Origin of the sequence: Nocardioides panacisoli (assembly GCF_019448235.1) — a bacterium.
Lineage (GTDB): Bacteria > Actinomycetota > Actinomycetes > Propionibacteriales > Nocardioidaceae > Nocardioides > Nocardioides panacisoli_A.
Genome location: NZ_CP080409.1, coordinates 2,655,314 through 2,670,698 on the forward strand (window position 1 = coordinate 2,655,314; position 15,385 = coordinate 2,670,698).

The window sequence follows — 15,385 nt, forward strand, 5'->3', positions numbered from 1 at the left end:
GTGTGACAGGCTCGGCCCCATGCCCCGTGTGGTCGCAGAGGCGTGGGTGCCGGTCGCGCCGGAGGTGGCGTTCGCCGTCTCGCAGACCACCGGCGAGGTGCGGCTGCGCTGGGATCCCTTCGTCCGCGCCCAGCACCTGGTCGACGCCGAGGTGCCGGCGAAGGGCGTCCGGACCGTCACCCGGGCCCGACTGGGGCCACGAATGGTCAGCCAGTACGCGTCGTACCGGCCGCCGACCTCGGTGGGGATGACGATGGTCGAGGGACCGTGGTTCTTCGACTCCTTCGGCGGCGGCTGGCGCTTCACGCCGGAGGACCGCGACGGCGTCGCCGGCACCCGCGCGGTGTGGAAGTACACCTACGCGATCCGTCCCGGGTGGCTGCGGCCGGTGGCCGAGCCGATCGGGCAGTGGCTGCTCGGTCGCGAGATCCGCACCCGCATCGCGGCGTGGGCCCGCGCGTGCGAGGACCCCGTCGTGCTGCGGGCCGCTACTGCTCGCTGACGCCGTGCCAGGCCTCGCCCCAGGTGCGGCTGAAGGCGGTGTCGGCGAGCGGACGGCGCTTGCGCTCCTTCTCCTCCTTGCCGCGGATGCGCTCCGAGGCGTCCGCGACGTTGCCCCGGACGCCGACGGCGATGCCGCTGACCATCCGGAAGTGGTCGGGCAGGCCGAGCTCCTCGGCCACGGCCTCCCGGTCGAAGCCCATGAACTGGTGGGCGTGCAGGTCCATGGCCCGGGCCTGCAGCGTCAGGTGGGCGGCGGCCTGGCCGAGGTCGTAGCAGCCGTAGGTCTCATCGCCCCAGTCGTCGCGGCCGAAGGAGTCGATCTTGGCGCAGGTCAGGAAGACGACCGAGGCGTACGGCACCCAGGAGTTGCCCTCGGTCAGGTGCGGCACGAGCACCTTGTGGGTGGTGTCGCCGCGCTCGGCGACGAAGAACCGCCACGGCTGGGCGTTGCCGGCGCTGGGCGACCACTGGGCAGCGGTGAGCAGGGTGCGGATCTGGTCCGGCTCGAGCTGGTGGTCGCCGTCGTAGACGCTGGGGCTCCACCGCGAGCGCATGGGCTCGGCGAGGACCTCGGCTCCCGGCTGCGGTGCGTGTGCCATGTCGTCCAGTATGGGCACACCGGCCCCAGCGGCCCCTCGGCCGGGGGCCCGCTCACTCGAGGCGGTCCAGGACGTGCTCGGCGATCGCGAGGCTGGAGGTGGCCGCCGGCGAGGGCGCGTTGCGGACGCAGGTGACGGCGTCCTCGGTGGTGATGCGGAAGTCGTCGACCAGCGAGCCGTCGCGGTCCACCGCCTGGGCGCGTACGCCGGCACGGTCGCGGGCGACGTCGGCCGGCCCGATGTCGGGCACGTAGCGCTGCGCCGCGGCCAGGTAGGCACGCGTCGAGAGTGATCCGCGCACCTCGGTGACGCCGGTGCGCCAGTGCTGCCGCGCCATGCGCCAGAAGCCCGGCGAGGTGGCGAGGTCGGCGAGGTCGCGGGGGCTGACGTCGCGACGCCGGTAGCCCTCGCGCCGGGTCGCCAGCACGGCGTTGGGCCCGACCTCCAGGCCGCCGTCGACGCGGCGGGTGAAGTGGACCCCGAGGAAGGGATAGCGAGGGTCGGGCACCGGGTAGACGAGTCCCCGCACCAGGTCCTGCTTGGCCGCGGCGACGGTGAGGTACTCGCCGCGGAACGGCACGATCCGCGGTCCCGCGACCTCGGGCTGCGCCAGCCCCGCGACGCGGTCGGCATGCAGGCCGGCGCACACCACGAGCCGGTCGACCCGGTCGATGCCGCCGGTGTGGGAGACCTCCAGGCGCCCGGCGCGGCGTACGCCGCTCACCTCGGCGCCCAGTCGCACGGTGCCGCCGGCGGCCTCGATCTCGCGGGCGAGACTGCGGGCGATCGCCGGGAAGTCGGTGATGGCGGTGCGCGGGGAGTGCAACGCGGCCAGGCCGCGGGTGTGGGGCTCGAGCTCGGCGATGGCGTCGCCGTCGATGCGGGCGAGGTCGGGGACCCCGTTGGCACGGGCGCGCTCCTCGAGTGCGTCGAACCGGTCCAGCTCGTCGCGGTCGATGGCCACGACGAGCTTGCCGCACTCCTCGTAGGGCAGGTCGTGCTCGGCGCAGTAGTCGCGCAGCAGGAGCCGGCCGCGGGTGCACAGCGCGGCCTTGAGGCTGCCCGGCGGGTAGTAGATGCCGGCGTGGACGACGCCGGAGTTGTGGCCGGTCTGGTGCTGCGCGAGGGCGTGCTCCTTCTCCAGCACCACCACGCGGGTGCCGGGGCGGCGACGGCAGAACTCGCGGCCGATCGCGAGCCCGAGGATGCCGCCGCCGACGATGCCGACGGTCTGCTCGCTCACGCGGACCATGCTCGCAGGCGGGCGCGGGGCGTCATCAGTGGCGTGAGCGCGCCTCGGGGCCGTGGACGGTGACGCCGCCGGGGTCGTCGAGGTTCCAGGTCAGTTCGAAGGTCCGCCGGTAGCCGGTGTGCTGGATCCGCCAGCCCTCGGCGGTGCGGACGTAGCGGTCGGTGTAGATCGCCCCGCCCTCGAGGGCGTAGCGGAACGCGTCGACGATCACCTTGTCGTGGAGGTACCACGTGGCGCTCGCGCGGTCCGGGTCGCTCGCGTCGAGGTCGATCTCGGGGTGGTGGGCGTGGTGCATGGTCAGCACGCCCTCGCTCAGGTTGTCCCGCATGTAGCCGACCAGCGCCTCGCGGTCACCGAAGGCCAGGCCGTTGTAGTCGGCGGTCGCGTTCGGAACGAAGCACGCGGCGAACTCGTCCCACGCCTTGGTGTCCAGCGTGCGCAGGTAGCGGTACTTGAGTCGCTCGAGCGCTGCGATGTCGTCGGTCGCCATGGCGGTCACCGTAGGCCGAACGGGCGACGCTGGCGCGCCACCGCCGCGCGACGCCCCGTCGTGTCGGACCTTCCCACGCGTGTCGGCGCGCCCTAGGTTGGGACGCCCGACCGAGATCCGGCCGGGGTTCTCGCGGAGGTACTCGCCATGAAGCGGTTGCTCACCCTGTTCGCAGCCTTGATGTCACTCGCCCTCGCCGCACCCGCCCACGCCGTCACCGACGGCGAGCCGGACGGGGACGACCACCCCTACGTCGGGCTGATGGTCGCCCAGGACGCCGACGGCAACCCGCTGTCGCGCTGCAGCGGCACGCTGATCTCGCCCACCATCTACCTCACCGCCGGCCACTGCACCGAGGCACCGGCGGCGCACGTGGAGATCTGGTTCGACGCCGACGTCGAGAGCGGCATCCCGGACAACGGCTACCCCTTCACCGGTGACGTCGGCGGTACGCCGTACACCCACCCCGACTACGACACGGACGCCTTCTTCGTCCGCGACGTGGGCGTGGTCGTGCTCGACGAGCCGGTCGCGATGGACACCTACGGCGCGCTGCCCGAGCTGGACCAGCTCGACGCGCTGAAGCCGCGTCGGCACACCACCTTCACCTCGGTGGGCTACGGACTGCAGAAGGCGTTCCCGTCGGCGGCGGCGTGGAAGGAGCAGGCCGACCGGGTCCGGATGCAGGCCGAGCCGCACCTGCTGCAGATCAACACCGGCTTCACCAAGGACTACTCGATGCTGCTGTCCAACAACGCCCGGACCGGCGGCACCTGCTTCGGTGACTCCGGCGGGCCGAACTTCCTCGGTGACTCCAACGTGGTGGCCGGCGTGACGTCGTTCGGCCTCAACAGCACCTGTGGTGGCACCGGCGGCGTCTTCCGGATGGACCGCGAGTGGAGCCTGGGCTGGGTGACCGAGACCTTCGGCGACCAACTCTGAGCCGGACGTGGCCCGGCCGAAGACCGGCCGGGCCACCCCGCAGTTGCGCTAGCCGCGCGCCTCTGCGGCGTGCAGGTCCTTGACCGTCGGCGAGGTCGGTACGTCGGCCGGGTCGGGGTAGGTGCCCAGGACGCGGTCCGACGTACCGCTGGTGGTCACCGAGAACCAGTAGTGCTCGTTCTTGTAGTGGTGCAGCCGGTGGTTGCGCCACACGGCGCGGTACCACCGCGACCGCGGCCGGTAGTCGCTGTGGATCAGGTAGTGGGTCCACTCGTAGCCGAACCCGATGGCGGCGATCGAGACCAGGGTGGTCAGCATGCTGGCCGTGGTCGGCAGGGCCAGCCAGGTCACGAGCACCAGGCCGGGCAGCAGCCAGCACAGCACCTGCCAGGGGATGAAGACCAGGGGCAGGTCCCGCGGGTCGGCGTGGTGCTCGCGGTGCTTGCGCGCGACGAGGGGGTCCAGCCGCATCGGACCGACCTGGCGGGGCCTCCAGTGCAGGATCGCGACGTGGATCAGCCACTCGGTGAAGGGGAAGGTCGCGACCAGGGCGACCGGCACGAGGGCCTCCCACCAGTCGCGGCCGCCCACGACGAGGCGCAGGGTGCCGGCGACGACGAGGGTGCCGGTGATGAGGAACGGGCTGGGGTGGCTCCAGAACTGCCGCCACGCTCCGCCGAGCGAGAGGCTGCGGCGCCGGTTGCCGGTCATCCGGGCCTCGTCGCGGGCGAGGCGCTCGGCGGCGAGGGCCTCGACCTCGGGGGTGGGCTTGGTCATCGCGACTCCTCCGGGGTCTCGTCCAACGCGGTGAGGACGGCGGTCAGGTTCTCGGTGGCGGGTCGCAGCAGCCGGTCGGCCGCGGCCTTGGCGGTGTCGGGGTCGCCGGCAGCGATGGCGGCGGTGAGCACGCGGTAGGCCCGCACCTGGCTGACCTCGCCGGCCATCGCGGGCGCCAGCACCTCCAGTGCCGGCTCGTACGCCGCGCGCAGGTTGTTGAACATCAGCCGGAAGACCATCGAGTCGGCGGCGTCGACCACGACGTCCCAGAAGGCGAGGGCGTGCACCTGGCGCGCGACGTCGTCCTCGCTGGCCTCGAGCTCGTCGACCAGTCCGGACAGCCGGTCCTCGATCTGCTCCCCGCCGCGTTCGGCCGCGAGCGCTGCGACGCCGGGGCCGACGGCGAGCCGGGCCTCGAGGACGCTGCGGACCACCGCGGCGTTGAGCTGTCCGCCGCGGAAGAGCAGTCGTGGCAGCAGGTCGAGGCCGGCGTGGCGCTGGAAGTCGCGCACCGTGGTCGCGCCACCCTGGCGCACCTCGACCAGGCGGCTCTGCGCCAGGCGCTGCAGCGCCTCACGCACGGCCGGCCGGGAGACGCCGAGCGCCTCGGCGAGCTTGCGCTCGCTGGGCAGCGACTCCCCCGCTCCGAAGCCGCCGTCGAGCATCTCGCCGACCATCTGGTCGAAGACCTCGTCGGGCACCGAACGTCGTTCCACGGGCTGCAGCGGCATGGCCGCGATGCTAGGTCTCGCATCGGCCAGTGGTCAAGTGGTCAGACCAGTTTGTTGGAGGGGATCAGAGCAGCACGGCGACCAGCCCGTACGACGTTCCCGCCGCCACCGCGGTCGAGGCGACCGCCAGCAGCAACGCGTTGCGCGGCACCGGCCAGAGCTCGGCCGCTCGGATCCCCAGGCCCAGCCCGAACATCGCGGCCGCGAGCAGCAGCGTGGTGGCCGACGCTGCCGTGTCCAGCAGCAGCGTCGGCAGCGGGAGGACCGAGCGGAGCGCGACGCCGACCGCGAAGCCGACGACGAACCACGGCAGCGTCGGCACGGACGTGCCCGACCCGGCACTGCGGCGGGCGGCGACGGCGTACATCGGCGCGAGCAGGGCGACCCGGCCGAGCTTCACCGTGGTGGCGACGGCCAGCGCGGCAGGTCCCACGAGCGAGGCGGCCGCGACCACCTGGGCGACCTCGTGGATGCTGGCGCCCGCCCAGACGGCGGCCTGCTGGTCGGTGAGTCCGGTGAGGTCGGCGACCCACGGGACCAGCAGGATCATCGCGCTGCCGAAGATGGTCACCAGGGCGACGGCGAGCGCGACGTGGCGCTGCTTGGCACGCACCGCGTCGTCGACCGCGGCGATCGCGGCGGCGCCGCAGATGGAGAAGCCGGCCGCCAGCAGCGTGACGAAGTCCCGCTCCAGGCCGAGCCGGTCGCCGATCACCACCGTGGCGGCGTACGTCGTCACGACGGTGGCGAGAACGACGACCAGTCCGGCGCCGCCGATGCCGAGCACCTGCTGGACGGGCAACTGGAGGCCCAGCAGCACCACCCCGAGGCGCAACAGCAGCTTCGTGGCGTCCTCGTGGCCCCGCAGCGCGGGCAGCCGCACCAGCCGGGTGTTGGCGACCACCGCGCCGAGCGCCACCGCGACCAGCAGTGGACCGACCAGTGGGAGCACGGCACTGACCGCGACCGCGGCCACCGCCGCGAGCCCGGCCGGCGCGAGGGGCGCCAGGCGGCCGGGGGCGTCGGTGGGGGCGCGGAGATCGGTCATGTCCCCGAGCCTCCGTCCTCGCGGCCGGACGCAGAAGACCCGTTCCGCTGGCGATCCATAACCTGTGGTTATGGCTGGCCCGGTACCTGTGGGACGATGCCCCCGGCCGGTCGGCGACGTCGAAGGAGGGTCCGTGCCTGCGCGCAGCGACCTCGACCTGGAGTCCCTCCGGCTGCTGCTCGCCGTCGTGGAGACCGGCAGCCTCAGCGGCGCCGCGGCCCGGGTGGGCATCAGCCAGCCGGCGGCGAGCGCACGGATCCGCGAGTTCGAGGCCCGGTGGCGGCTGCCGGTGCTGCGGCGGACCTCCCGCGGCTCGCGACTGACCACCGACGGCGAGGCCGTCGCCGCCTGGGCGCAGGAGGTCGTGCACGCCGCCGACACGATGCAGGCCAGCCTCGAGGCGCTCAGCAACCGCCGCAAGGCAGGCGTCGTGGTGGCAGCGAGCCTGACCGTCGCCGAACACCTGGTCCCGCGCTGGCTCGGCGAGCTGCACGCCCGCCACCCCGACGTACGCCCCGTGCTGCAGGTGATCAACTCCGAGGCCGTCGCCGACGCCGTGCGCGACCGCACCGCCGACGTCGGCTTCATCGAGTCCGCGCGCCTGCCCGCCGGCCTGACCCACCGCACGGTCGGGCACGACCGGCTGGTCGTCGTGGTCGCGCCCGGGCACCCGTGGGCGCGACGGCGTACGCCGCTCACGACGGCGGAGCTGGTGGCGGCCGACTGGGTGCTGCGCGAGGAGGGCAGCGGCACCCGGACCACCTTCGAGGCCGCACTGGGCGGGGAGCCGCGCATCGCGCTGGAGGCGGCGTCGACCACCGCACTGGTCGGGTCGGCGGTCGCGGGCATGGGACCGGCGGTGGTCTCGGCGATGTCGGTGCGCAACGACCTGGAGCGGGGCCGGCTGGCCGCGGTGCCGACCGAACTGGACCTGCGGCGCCCGTTGACGGCAGTGTGGCGCTCCGGCGAGCGGCTGGTGGACGCGGCGGACACCCTGGTGGTGATCGCGGCCGCGTCGGTGCCGGACTGAGCACGCCGCCGAGCGAGGAGAGGAGGCCGCGATGGGCCTGCGGTTCGAGGAGATCGACTGGCAGGAGACCCCGCAGGGCGAGATCAGCCTGCGGCGGCGCCGCGACCCCGTGGTCGACGCCGACGTCTACGAGGTGAAGCTCGGCGAGGAGTACCTGATGTCGAGCCTGTTCACCGTCGCCGAGATCGAGCTGGCGCGGATCGGGCTCGCGGCCCTGGACCGGTCACCGCTGCGGGTGCTGGTGGGCGGCCTCGGGCTGGGCTGCACCGCGGCGGCCGTGCTGGAGGACGACCGCGTCGCGGACCTGACCGTGGTCGAGGCGAGCGCCCCGGTGCTGGACTGGCACCGCCGCGGGCTGCTGCCCGACGTGGCCGGCCTCGCCGAGGACTCCCGCTGCACACTGGTCCACGACGACTTCTTCGCGCGGATGCGCCGGGAGCCGGAGACGGCGTACGACGTCATCGCGCTCGACATCGACCACACCCCGCGGCACGTGCTCCACCACAGCCACGAGGGCTTCTACTCCGTCGCCGGACTGACCGACCTGACGCGCCACCTCGTCCCCGACGGCGTGTTCACGCTGTGGTCCGACGACCCGCCGGACGCGGACTTCGAGACGCACCTGGCGCAGGTCTTCACGGCCACGTCGTCCCACGTCGTCGAGTTCGCCAACCCGCTCACGGGCGGCACCTCGAGCAACACCGTCTACCTCGGGCGGCGCGGCTGACTGTGGGGAGGATTGCTGTCACCGGGTGGCAGCGATCCTCCCCACAGTGCCGGTCGCGCCGCGGTCAGTCGACCGGCGCGGCGCTCGGCCCCGGAGCCGAATCGCCGTCCTCGGCGGGCGCTGAGACACGCAGGTCCGCCTCGGCGCGCAGCTGCGAGGCAATGCCCACGAGTCGGACGACGTGGTCGCCGGCGGGAGCAGACATCGGCACGCGGACGGTGAACCGAGCCACGCCCGAGCCGTTGGCGGTGTAGCGAGATGTCGTCGGCGTCGCCGCCCGCCTGCGCGGGGGCCGGCAACCCCACCAGGGCGATCGCGAACAGCGCGAGAGCTGCACACCACCGAACCAGCATCGAAGCACGGACGAACGGACCCCCATGTCGCGTCATGTCGAGGACGGCAACCCACAACCACCGTTCGCGTCGGCGCGTCCGCCGCTCGTTCATCCCGCCACGGGAGCGCCGGCAGGTCCACCCAGTTCACGCCGAGGCAACCCCACCTCCCCCTCGTGCGGTGGGTTCAGTCGCAGGCGCGGGTCGGGTCGATGCGCGGCATCACGTCCTCGGCGACCTCGCGCAGTGCTCGCAACTGCGCACGGGACGCGCCGTCGATCACCAACTCACGCACCCGTCGTACGTGGCCGGGTGCAGCGGCGACGATCTTGTCGTGGCCCGCATCGGTGAGTTCGGCGCGGGTACGACGGCCGGGCCCCGGGAGTCGCTCGCGACGCAGGAATCCTTGCGACTCCAACCGTTTGGCGGCGTGGGAGAGCCGCGAGAGCGATGCCGAGGTCGCGGCGGCGAGCTCGCTCATCTGCAGGGTGCGGTCCTCCTGCTCGGAGAGCATCGCCATGATCATGTACTCGAAGAAGCTCAGCCCCTCGTCGTCCTGGAGTTGGGCGTCGAGGGCCGCCGGCAACTTGATGGCCAGGGCAGTCAGCGCTTGCCAGGCCGCGCGCTCGTCTGCCGACAACCATCGGACGTCGTCGGCACCACTCGTCATGTGGGAACCCTACGGCTCGAAACTTGACAGTTCAAGTACAGCCCCGCACACTTATTGAACAGTCAAGTTCAACCTCAAAGGAAGCACCATGCACCTCACCCTGTGGATCATCGCCTCCATCCTCGCCGCCGCCTTCGCGATGGCGGGCCTGATGAAGCTCACCCAGCCCAAGGAGAAGCTCGCCGAGAACATGGACTGGGTCGAGGACTACTCCGCCGGCACCATCAAGCTCATCGGCGGCCTCGAGCTGCTGGGCGCCGTGGGCCTCGTGCTTCCGGCGGCCCTCGACATCGCAGTGGTCCTCACGCCCCTCGCGGCCACAGGTCTGGCGATCACCATGCTGCTCGCCGCCCTCACGCACGCGCGTCGCCAGGAGTGGCCGATGATCGGCATCAACCTGGTCCTGCTCGCCCTGGCCGCCTTCGTCGCGGTGATGCGCTTCGGGCCGCAGGCCTTCTGAACGAACAAAAGGCCCCGGATCCTCGTGGATCCGGGGCCTTTCACGTGTGGTGCGCGAGGGGGGAGTTGAACCCCCACGTCCTCTCGGACACACGGACCTGAACCGTGCGCGTCTGCCTATTCCGCCACTCGCGCGTGCAGCCGGGCAAGGTTATCCCAGCCGGTTCGTCACGCCCAAACCGCGGGTCGGTCACCCGGCCGGCGGCAGCAGCTGCCCCGGCACCGAGCCCTGCCGGTAGTTCCCCCGCGGCCACTCCCCGATCCGGCCGCGCAGCGGCGTCTCCTCGCCGTCGTGGAGCCAGACGAGGTCGTAGTCGAGGTTCTCGGTGCCCGGCCGGTCGGCCACGCGGGCGACGATCCGGTCCTCGGGCCCCTGCCACCAGGTGATCTCCTCGGTGCTGCCCTCGAGCAGGGTCCAGCCGTCGTCGTCGAGCACCCACGTGCCGCGCATCAGCTCCGTCGTGGAGGGGTCGTCCTCGTCGTCGGGGTCGCGGAACTCGTGGAAGCGCATCGCCACCCGGTCCCCCACCTTGTCCACGTCGGCGACGTCCCACTCCTTGCCGTAGTCACTCGGCATGCCGTACTCCGCGACCACGGCACCGGTGGCCGGGTCCAGCTCGACCAGCTCCAGCTCGACCTGGCAGCCGCCGCACGGGTCCCCCGACGTACGCCGCGTCGCCAGCAGCGCGGACCCGTCGGCCGCGAGCCACATCGACTTGATGCGCTCGTTGACCTGCACCTCATCGAGCACCTCGCCGCCAGGCCCGACCCGCAGCAGTCCGTAGTGCGGGTCGCTCTCCTCACCGGTGGCGTCGTACTCGCTCCACGGCAGGTAGGTGATGCCGTCGATGGTGTGGCCGAACCCGTAGCTGCGGGTCGCGTCGAACACCTCGTCGTCGTCCAGGTGCTGCACACCGGGCAGGTCGACCTGCCACCGCAGGCCCAGGTCCAGGTCGTGGGCAGCCAGGTCGGTGCCGTCGTCGGTGGCACCCTCCTCACCGAAGCTGCTCACGGTCACGTCGACCTGGGTCACCGAGCGCTTGATGTCGCGGGGGCCCACGGGCAGCTCGCCGGGGACGAGCCGACGCAGCGGCCCGAGCTCGTCGGTCGCCGGCTCCCAGAGCCGTACGCCGTCGCGGTAGTAGACGATCGCGCGTCCCTCGGGCAGCCACTCGACGGCGGTGGCCCGCTTCTCCAGGCGCCGTACCTCACCGGCGCGCAGCAGCAGCCCGTCGCGGGTGGCGACGGCGACGGTGGGCGCGGGCAGCGCGAGGTCGACCGGTTCGACGGTGGAGTCGTACACCTCGTCCAGCGAGGCGATCAGCCCGCAGGAGGCGCTGGTCGCGACGACCGCGAGCGCGAGCAGGAGACGGAGCCGCGGGATCACCGGCCGATCCTCCCACCGTGACCGGCGCCACGCGTGGATCGTTGGACGGTTTCGTGGACCTCTCCCGACGTCATCTCCTCCGCGCGGGCGCGGCGACCGGGCTGGCGGCGGCCGCCGTCGCCGGTGCCGGGCAGCGCCTCCCCGGGGCCGTGGCCGCCGCGCCGACCGCGAGCAGCGCAGCCACCCTCGGCTCCCGGCTGGTGCCCGGGGCTCCGGGCCGGGGCGGCTACCGGCCGGTGGTGCGGGTGGCGGGCGAGGCCCACCGCCTGCGCACCGACCTCGGCGTCACGCCCGATCCCGGTCACCACGGCCGCCACAAGCCGCTGGCGGCCTTCGTGCAGCTCAGTGACGTGCACGTGGTCGACGCCCAGTCGCCGCTGCGCGTGGAGTACCTCGACCGGCTCGACGACCCCTCGGCGTTGCCCGGCACCGGGCTGCTCAGCTCCTCCTACCGCGCCCACGAGATGCTCAGCGGCCAGATCGCCGACTCGATGGTGCGCCAGCTCAACGACATCGGCGTCGGCCCGGTGACCGGCAAGCCGCTGGCACTGGCCATCCAGACCGGCGACAACTCCGACAACTCCCAGTTCAACGAGGTCCGCTGGAACATCGACGTCCTCGGCGGCGGCACGGTCCGCTTCGACTCCGGGGACCTCACGCGCTGGGAGGGCGTGGCCGACAGCCACCCGGTGCACTACGACCCGGCGTACTGGCACCCCGAGGGCACGCCCCGGGGACGGCCCGACGACCTGCCGCGGCGGCGCTACGGCTTCCCGACGGTGCCGGGCCTGCTGGACGCCGCCCGCCGGCCGTTCGAGGCCGAGGGGCTGGGCATGGAGTGGTTCTCGGTCTTCGGCAACCACGACGGCCTGGTCCAGGGCAACTTCCCGCAGAACCTCCACCTCGGTGCGATCGCGACCGGCCCGTTGAAGGTCATCTCCCCCGTCGGGCTCCACCCGGGCGCGCTGCTGGACGACGTGCTCGCCGGCACCTCCGACCTGCTCGGCGGCCTCGGTGGCACCGGTGGCCTGCTGGGCAACCTCGCGCTGAGCCCCGGCGTACGCCGCGTCACGCCCGACGCGGACCGCCGCCTGCTGACCCGCGCCGAGGTCGTCGAGGAGCACTTCGCCACCGGCGGCCAGCCCGTGGGGCACGGCTTCACCGCGACCAACCGCGCCGAGGGCACGGCCCACTACACCGTGGACCGCAGCGGCATCCGGTTCGTCGTGCTCGACACCGTCAACCCCAACGGGTACGCCGACGGCTCGATCGACGCCGACCAGTTCGCCTGGCTCGCCGGGGTGCTCGCCGACGCCGGTGACCGTCCGGTCGTCGTGGCCAGCCACCACACCTCGGAGACGATGAACAACCCGCTCGTGCTGACCGGCGGTGACGCCCAGCAGCGGGTCACCGGCGACGCGGTGCTGGAGCTGCTGCTGGCCCACGCGCAGGTCATCGCCTGGCTCAACGGCCACACCCACGCCAACAAGGTCACCGCCCGACGTCGCGCCTCCGGCGGCGGGCTGTGGGAGATCACGACCGCCTCCCACATCGACTGGCCGCAGCAGAGTCGTCTGCTGGAGGTGGCCGACAACCGCGACGGCACGCTGTCGATCTTCACCACGATGGTCGACCACGCCGGGCCGGCCGCCACCGGCGGCAGCGGCGCGTTGGCCGACGCCGCGGGGCTCGCCGGGCTGGGCCGCGAGCTCGCGCTCAACGACTGGCACGACCACAGCGGCGGCACCGGCACCCGCGCCGACCGCAACGTCGAGCTCGTCGTGGCCGACCCGCGCTCCTGAGGCCGGGGGGTCTCGACAGGCTCGACCAACGGAGACGGCTCGACCAACGGAGACGGCTCGACCAACGGGACGGCTCGACCGGCGGGTGGCGGTGCGCCATGGGACTCCGGCGGGGCCGGGCCGATACGATCGAGCGAAGCCGTTGGTCCCGATCCGCGAGAGGAGTCTGTCGTTGAGCGGTCTGCAGCGCTTCGAGCAGCGCCTCGAGCAGGCCATCTCGGGGGTCTTCGCGCGCACCTTCCGCAGTGCCGTGCAGCCGGTCGAGATCGCCGCCGCGCTCCAGCGTGAGCTCGACAACCAGGCCCAGATCGTGTCCCGGACACGCCGACTGGTGCCCAACGTCTTCCACGTCGAGCTCTCCGACTCCGACATGGCGCGGCTCTCGCCGTACGACTCCACGCTCGAGGCCGAGCTCACCGACCAGCTCGAGGAGCACGCCGAGCTGCAGAACTACACCTTCCCGGGCTCGATCCGGATCCACTTCGAGTCCGACTCGGACCTGACCACGGGCCGGTTCCGGGTGCGCAGCGAGGCCCAGGCCCGCGTGACGGGCCGCGACCGCACCGCGCCGGTCACCACGACGCGGGCGATGGTCGAGGTCAACGGCACCCGGCACGCCCTGACGCCGCCGGGCCTGATCGTGGGGCGCGGTTCGGAGGCGGACCTCCGCATCGACGACCCCGGCGTGAGCCGGCAGCACGCGCAGTTCCTCGTGACCGCGCCGCACGGCGACCGGGGCCTGCGCATCGAGGTCCACGACATGGGATCGACCAACGGCATCCGGGTCGACGGGCAGAAGGTGGCCCGTGCGGACCTCACGGACGGCTCCCGCGTCCAGGTCGGCCGCACCTCCCTGGTGGTCCGCACCGAGGAGGACACCGATGTCTGAGCTGACCCTGTTCCTGATCCGGCTCGGCTACCTGGCCGTGCTCTGGATCTTCGTGCTCTCGGCGATCTCGGTGATCCGCTCGGACATGTTCGGTGCGCGGCTGCCCAGCCCGCGCGAGGCCGCTCCGGACCCGAAGGGCAAGAAGCCCAAGGCGCCGCGCCGCCGCGGCACCCCCAGCAAGGTCGAGGTCGTGCAGGGCTCCAACGCCGGCATCACCGTGTCGCTCTCGGACGCGCCGATCCTCATCGGTCGCGGCAACGACGCCGCGATCCGGCTCGACGACGACTACGTCTCCACCCGCCACGCCCGCATCGCCGCCTCCGGCGAGCAGTGGTACGTCGAGGACCTCGGCTCGACCAACGGCACCTACCTGGGCAGCCAGCGGCTCACGCAACCGGCGGAGATCGGCATCGGCTCCCAGGTCCGCATCGGCAAGACCGTCGTGGAGCTGAAGAAATGACCGAGCCGACCACCCCGGCCACGGCCGCCGCGGCTGCGCTGCGGCTGGACTTCCATGCCATCTCCGACGTGGGCCGCGTCCGCAAGGACAACCAGGACTCCGGGTACGCCGGCCCCTGGCTGCTCGCGGTCTGCGACGGAGTCGGCGGCGCCGCACGCGGCGACATCGCGTCGGGCACCGCGATCACCGAGCTGCGCTCCCTCGACGACGGCCCGGCCGAGGGCGACCTCGGCACCCGCGTCAACGACGCGCTCCACGAGGCGCACCTCGCGATCGGTCGACACGTCGACCACGACCCGGCACTGAGCGGCACGAGCACGACCGCGACGGTGGTGGCCTTCAACGGCACCCAGATCGGGATCGGCCACGTGGGCGACTCCCGCGCCTACCTCTACCGCGACGGGGAGCTGTCGCAGCTCACCAGCGACCACACCTTCGTGCAGAGCCTCATCGACGACGGCCGGATCACCGAGGAGGAGGCGCGGGCCCACCCCAACCGCAACCTGATCCTCAAGGCCCTCGACGGCATCCACGACGTGGAGCCGGACGTCTTCACCCTCGAGCTGGTCGCCGGTGACCGGCTCTTCGTCTGCAGCGACGGCGCGTGCGGCGTCCTCACCGACGACCGGATGGCGGCGATCCTCTCCCACGGGTCGCCGGAGTACGCCGCGATCGAGCTGGTCCGCAACAGCCTCGACGCGGGCAGCTCCGACAACGTGACGTGCGTGGTCGCCGACGTCGGCCCCGCCGAGGAGGACACCACCTCCGCGCGGCCCCAGCCGATGGTGGTCGGTGCGGCCGCGGACCCCAAGCGCCGCATGCCGCGCGGGCTCTTCCGCGGGCACCGGTCCGGCGACACCGGCGAGCTGGAGCCGATCGAGGACGAGATCCCCGACGGCGTCGACTGGGTCATCCAGAACGATCCGCCGATCGACGAGGAGGCCTACCGCTACGCGCCGCGCCCGCCGCGGCGCTTCCTGTGGGTGCGCCGGGTGCTCGCCGCGACGGTGGCGCTGGGCCTGGCCTGGATCGTCGGTGCGACGGCGTACTGGTGGACCCAGCAGCAGTACTACATCGGCGAGTCCGACGGCCAGGTCGCGATCTACCGCGGCATCGACGGCCTGCCGGGCCTCTCCGAGCTCTACCGGGTCAGCGACCTGCCCACCGCCGACCTGCCCGACGCGGTCTCCTCCGACGTGAGCAGCGGCATCGCCGCCGAGGACTACGAGGATGCCGTCGACACGGTCCGCAACTTCGCCGAGCTCGCCTCCGAGGCCGGCGAGTGA

Annotated in this window: 18 protein-coding genes and 1 tRNA gene; 9 read left to right on the forward strand and 10 right to left on the reverse strand. The window is 72.7% G+C overall.

What is annotated here, in order from left to right:
* The first annotated feature begins 19 nt into the window (after nt 1-19).
* On the forward strand, nt 20-502 hold the full coding sequence (locus KUV85_RS12815; protein WP_219960287.1) for an SRPBCC family protein: 483 nt from the start codon (nt 20-22) through the stop codon (nt 500-502).
* On the opposite strand, the gene KUV85_RS12820 is transcribed toward KUV85_RS12815, so the two are convergent.
* The 3 genes from KUV85_RS12820 to KUV85_RS12830 are packed head-to-tail and all read right to left on the reverse strand — an operon-like array spanning nt 489 to nt 2,845.
* Entirely contained in the window at nt 489-1,103 is a 615-nt protein-coding gene (locus KUV85_RS12820; RefSeq protein ID WP_219960288.1) for a nitroreductase family protein, read from the reverse strand. The genes KUV85_RS12815 and KUV85_RS12820 overlap by 14 nt on opposite strands.
* 52 nt (nt 1,104-1,155) lie before the next feature.
* Nucleotides 1,156-2,355: an L-2-hydroxyglutarate oxidase gene (gene lhgO / locus KUV85_RS12825; RefSeq protein WP_425299349.1), complete on the reverse strand. Its 1,200-nt coding sequence runs from the start codon at nt 2,353-2,355 to the stop codon at nt 1,156-1,158.
* 25 nt (nt 2,356-2,380) lie between these two features.
* Complete coding sequence (locus KUV85_RS12830; protein WP_219960290.1) at nt 2,381-2,845, reverse strand: nuclear transport factor 2 family protein; 465 nt, start codon at nt 2,843-2,845, stop codon at nt 2,381-2,383.
* Between the two features lie 147 nt (nt 2,846-2,992).
* Here KUV85_RS12830 and KUV85_RS12835 point away from each other — a divergent pair, with 147 nt between their 5' ends.
* Nucleotides 2,993-3,787: a trypsin-like serine protease gene (locus KUV85_RS12835; protein ID WP_219960291.1), complete on the forward strand. Its 795-nt coding sequence runs from the start codon at nt 2,993-2,995 to the stop codon at nt 3,785-3,787.
* A gap of 48 nt (nt 3,788-3,835) precedes the next feature.
* Here the strand turns inward: KUV85_RS12835 and KUV85_RS12840 are convergent, their stop codons facing one another.
* From KUV85_RS12840 to KUV85_RS12850, 3 genes are all read right to left on the reverse strand, one after another.
* The gene (locus KUV85_RS12840) at nt 3,836-4,564 is read right to left on the reverse strand and encodes a sterol desaturase family protein (RefSeq protein WP_219960292.1); all 729 of its coding nucleotides are present in this window, start codon (nt 4,562-4,564) and stop codon (nt 3,836-3,838) included.
* A complete protein-coding gene (locus tag KUV85_RS12845) occupies nt 4,561-5,295 on the reverse strand; it encodes a FadR/GntR family transcriptional regulator (protein ID WP_219960293.1) in 735 nt (244 codons plus the stop codon). The genes KUV85_RS12840 and KUV85_RS12845 overlap by 4 nt, the downstream gene beginning before the upstream one ends.
* A gap of 64 nt (nt 5,296-5,359) precedes the next feature.
* On the reverse strand, nt 5,360-6,343 hold the full coding sequence (locus KUV85_RS12850) for a YeiH family protein (RefSeq protein ID WP_219960294.1): 984 nt from the start codon (nt 6,341-6,343) through the stop codon (nt 5,360-5,362).
* Between the two features lie 133 nt (nt 6,344-6,476).
* On the opposite strand from KUV85_RS12850, the gene KUV85_RS12855 reads away from it, so the two are divergent.
* Nucleotides 6,477-7,373, forward strand: coding sequence for a LysR family transcriptional regulator (locus KUV85_RS12855; RefSeq protein ID WP_219960295.1), 897 nt, complete (start codon nt 6,477-6,479; stop codon nt 7,371-7,373).
* 31 nt (nt 7,374-7,404) lie between these two features.
* Entirely contained in the window at nt 7,405-8,100 is a 696-nt protein-coding gene (locus KUV85_RS12860) for a spermidine synthase (protein ID WP_219960296.1), read from the forward strand.
* A gap of 64 nt (nt 8,101-8,164) precedes the next feature.
* Here the strand turns inward: KUV85_RS12860 and KUV85_RS12865 are convergent, their stop codons facing one another.
* Together KUV85_RS12865 and KUV85_RS12870 are read right to left on the reverse strand one after the other, a co-directional pair.
* On the reverse strand, nt 8,165-8,305 hold the full coding sequence (locus KUV85_RS12865; RefSeq protein ID WP_219960297.1) for a hypothetical protein: 141 nt from the start codon (nt 8,303-8,305) through the stop codon (nt 8,165-8,167).
* Between the two features lie 314 nt (nt 8,306-8,619).
* Nucleotides 8,620-9,102, reverse strand: a complete 483-nt coding sequence (locus KUV85_RS12870) for a MarR family winged helix-turn-helix transcriptional regulator (protein WP_219960298.1) — start codon at nt 9,100-9,102, stop codon at nt 8,620-8,622.
* A gap of 88 nt (nt 9,103-9,190) precedes the next feature.
* On the opposite strand from KUV85_RS12870, the gene KUV85_RS12875 reads away from it, so the two are divergent.
* Nucleotides 9,191-9,562, forward strand: a complete 372-nt coding sequence (locus KUV85_RS12875; protein ID WP_219960299.1) for a DoxX family protein — start codon at nt 9,191-9,193, stop codon at nt 9,560-9,562.
* Nucleotides 9,563-9,609: 47 nt separating this feature from the next.
* Here KUV85_RS12875 and KUV85_RS12880 read toward each other — a convergent pair.
* Nucleotides 9,610-9,696 (reverse strand) — tRNA-Leu (locus tag KUV85_RS12880).
* A 55-nt stretch (nt 9,697-9,751) separates the two neighbouring features.
* Complete coding sequence (locus KUV85_RS12885) at nt 9,752-10,948, reverse strand: hypothetical protein (RefSeq protein ID WP_219960300.1); 1,197 nt, start codon at nt 10,946-10,948, stop codon at nt 9,752-9,754.
* 17 nt (nt 10,949-10,965) lie between these two features.
* Here KUV85_RS12885 and KUV85_RS12890 point away from each other — a divergent pair, with 17 nt between their 5' ends.
* The 4 genes from KUV85_RS12890 (at nt 10,966) to KUV85_RS12905 (ending at nt 15,385) form a co-directional block, all read left to right on the forward strand.
* Nucleotides 10,966-12,750: a TIGR03767 family metallophosphoesterase gene (locus KUV85_RS12890; protein WP_219960301.1), complete on the forward strand. Its 1,785-nt coding sequence runs from the start codon at nt 10,966-10,968 to the stop codon at nt 12,748-12,750.
* 172 nt (nt 12,751-12,922) lie between these two features.
* Entirely contained in the window at nt 12,923-13,639 is a 717-nt protein-coding gene (locus KUV85_RS12895) for an FhaA domain-containing protein (RefSeq protein ID WP_219960302.1), read from the forward strand.
* Nucleotides 13,632-14,099: an FHA domain-containing protein FhaB/FipA gene (locus KUV85_RS12900; RefSeq protein ID WP_219960303.1), complete on the forward strand. Its 468-nt coding sequence runs from the start codon at nt 13,632-13,634 to the stop codon at nt 14,097-14,099. Before KUV85_RS12895 ends, KUV85_RS12900 begins: the two co-directional genes overlap by 8 nt.
* Nucleotides 14,096-15,385: a PP2C family protein-serine/threonine phosphatase gene (locus KUV85_RS12905; RefSeq protein WP_219960304.1), complete on the forward strand. Its 1,290-nt coding sequence runs from the start codon at nt 14,096-14,098 to the stop codon at nt 15,383-15,385. The genes KUV85_RS12900 and KUV85_RS12905 overlap by 4 nt, the downstream gene beginning before the upstream one ends.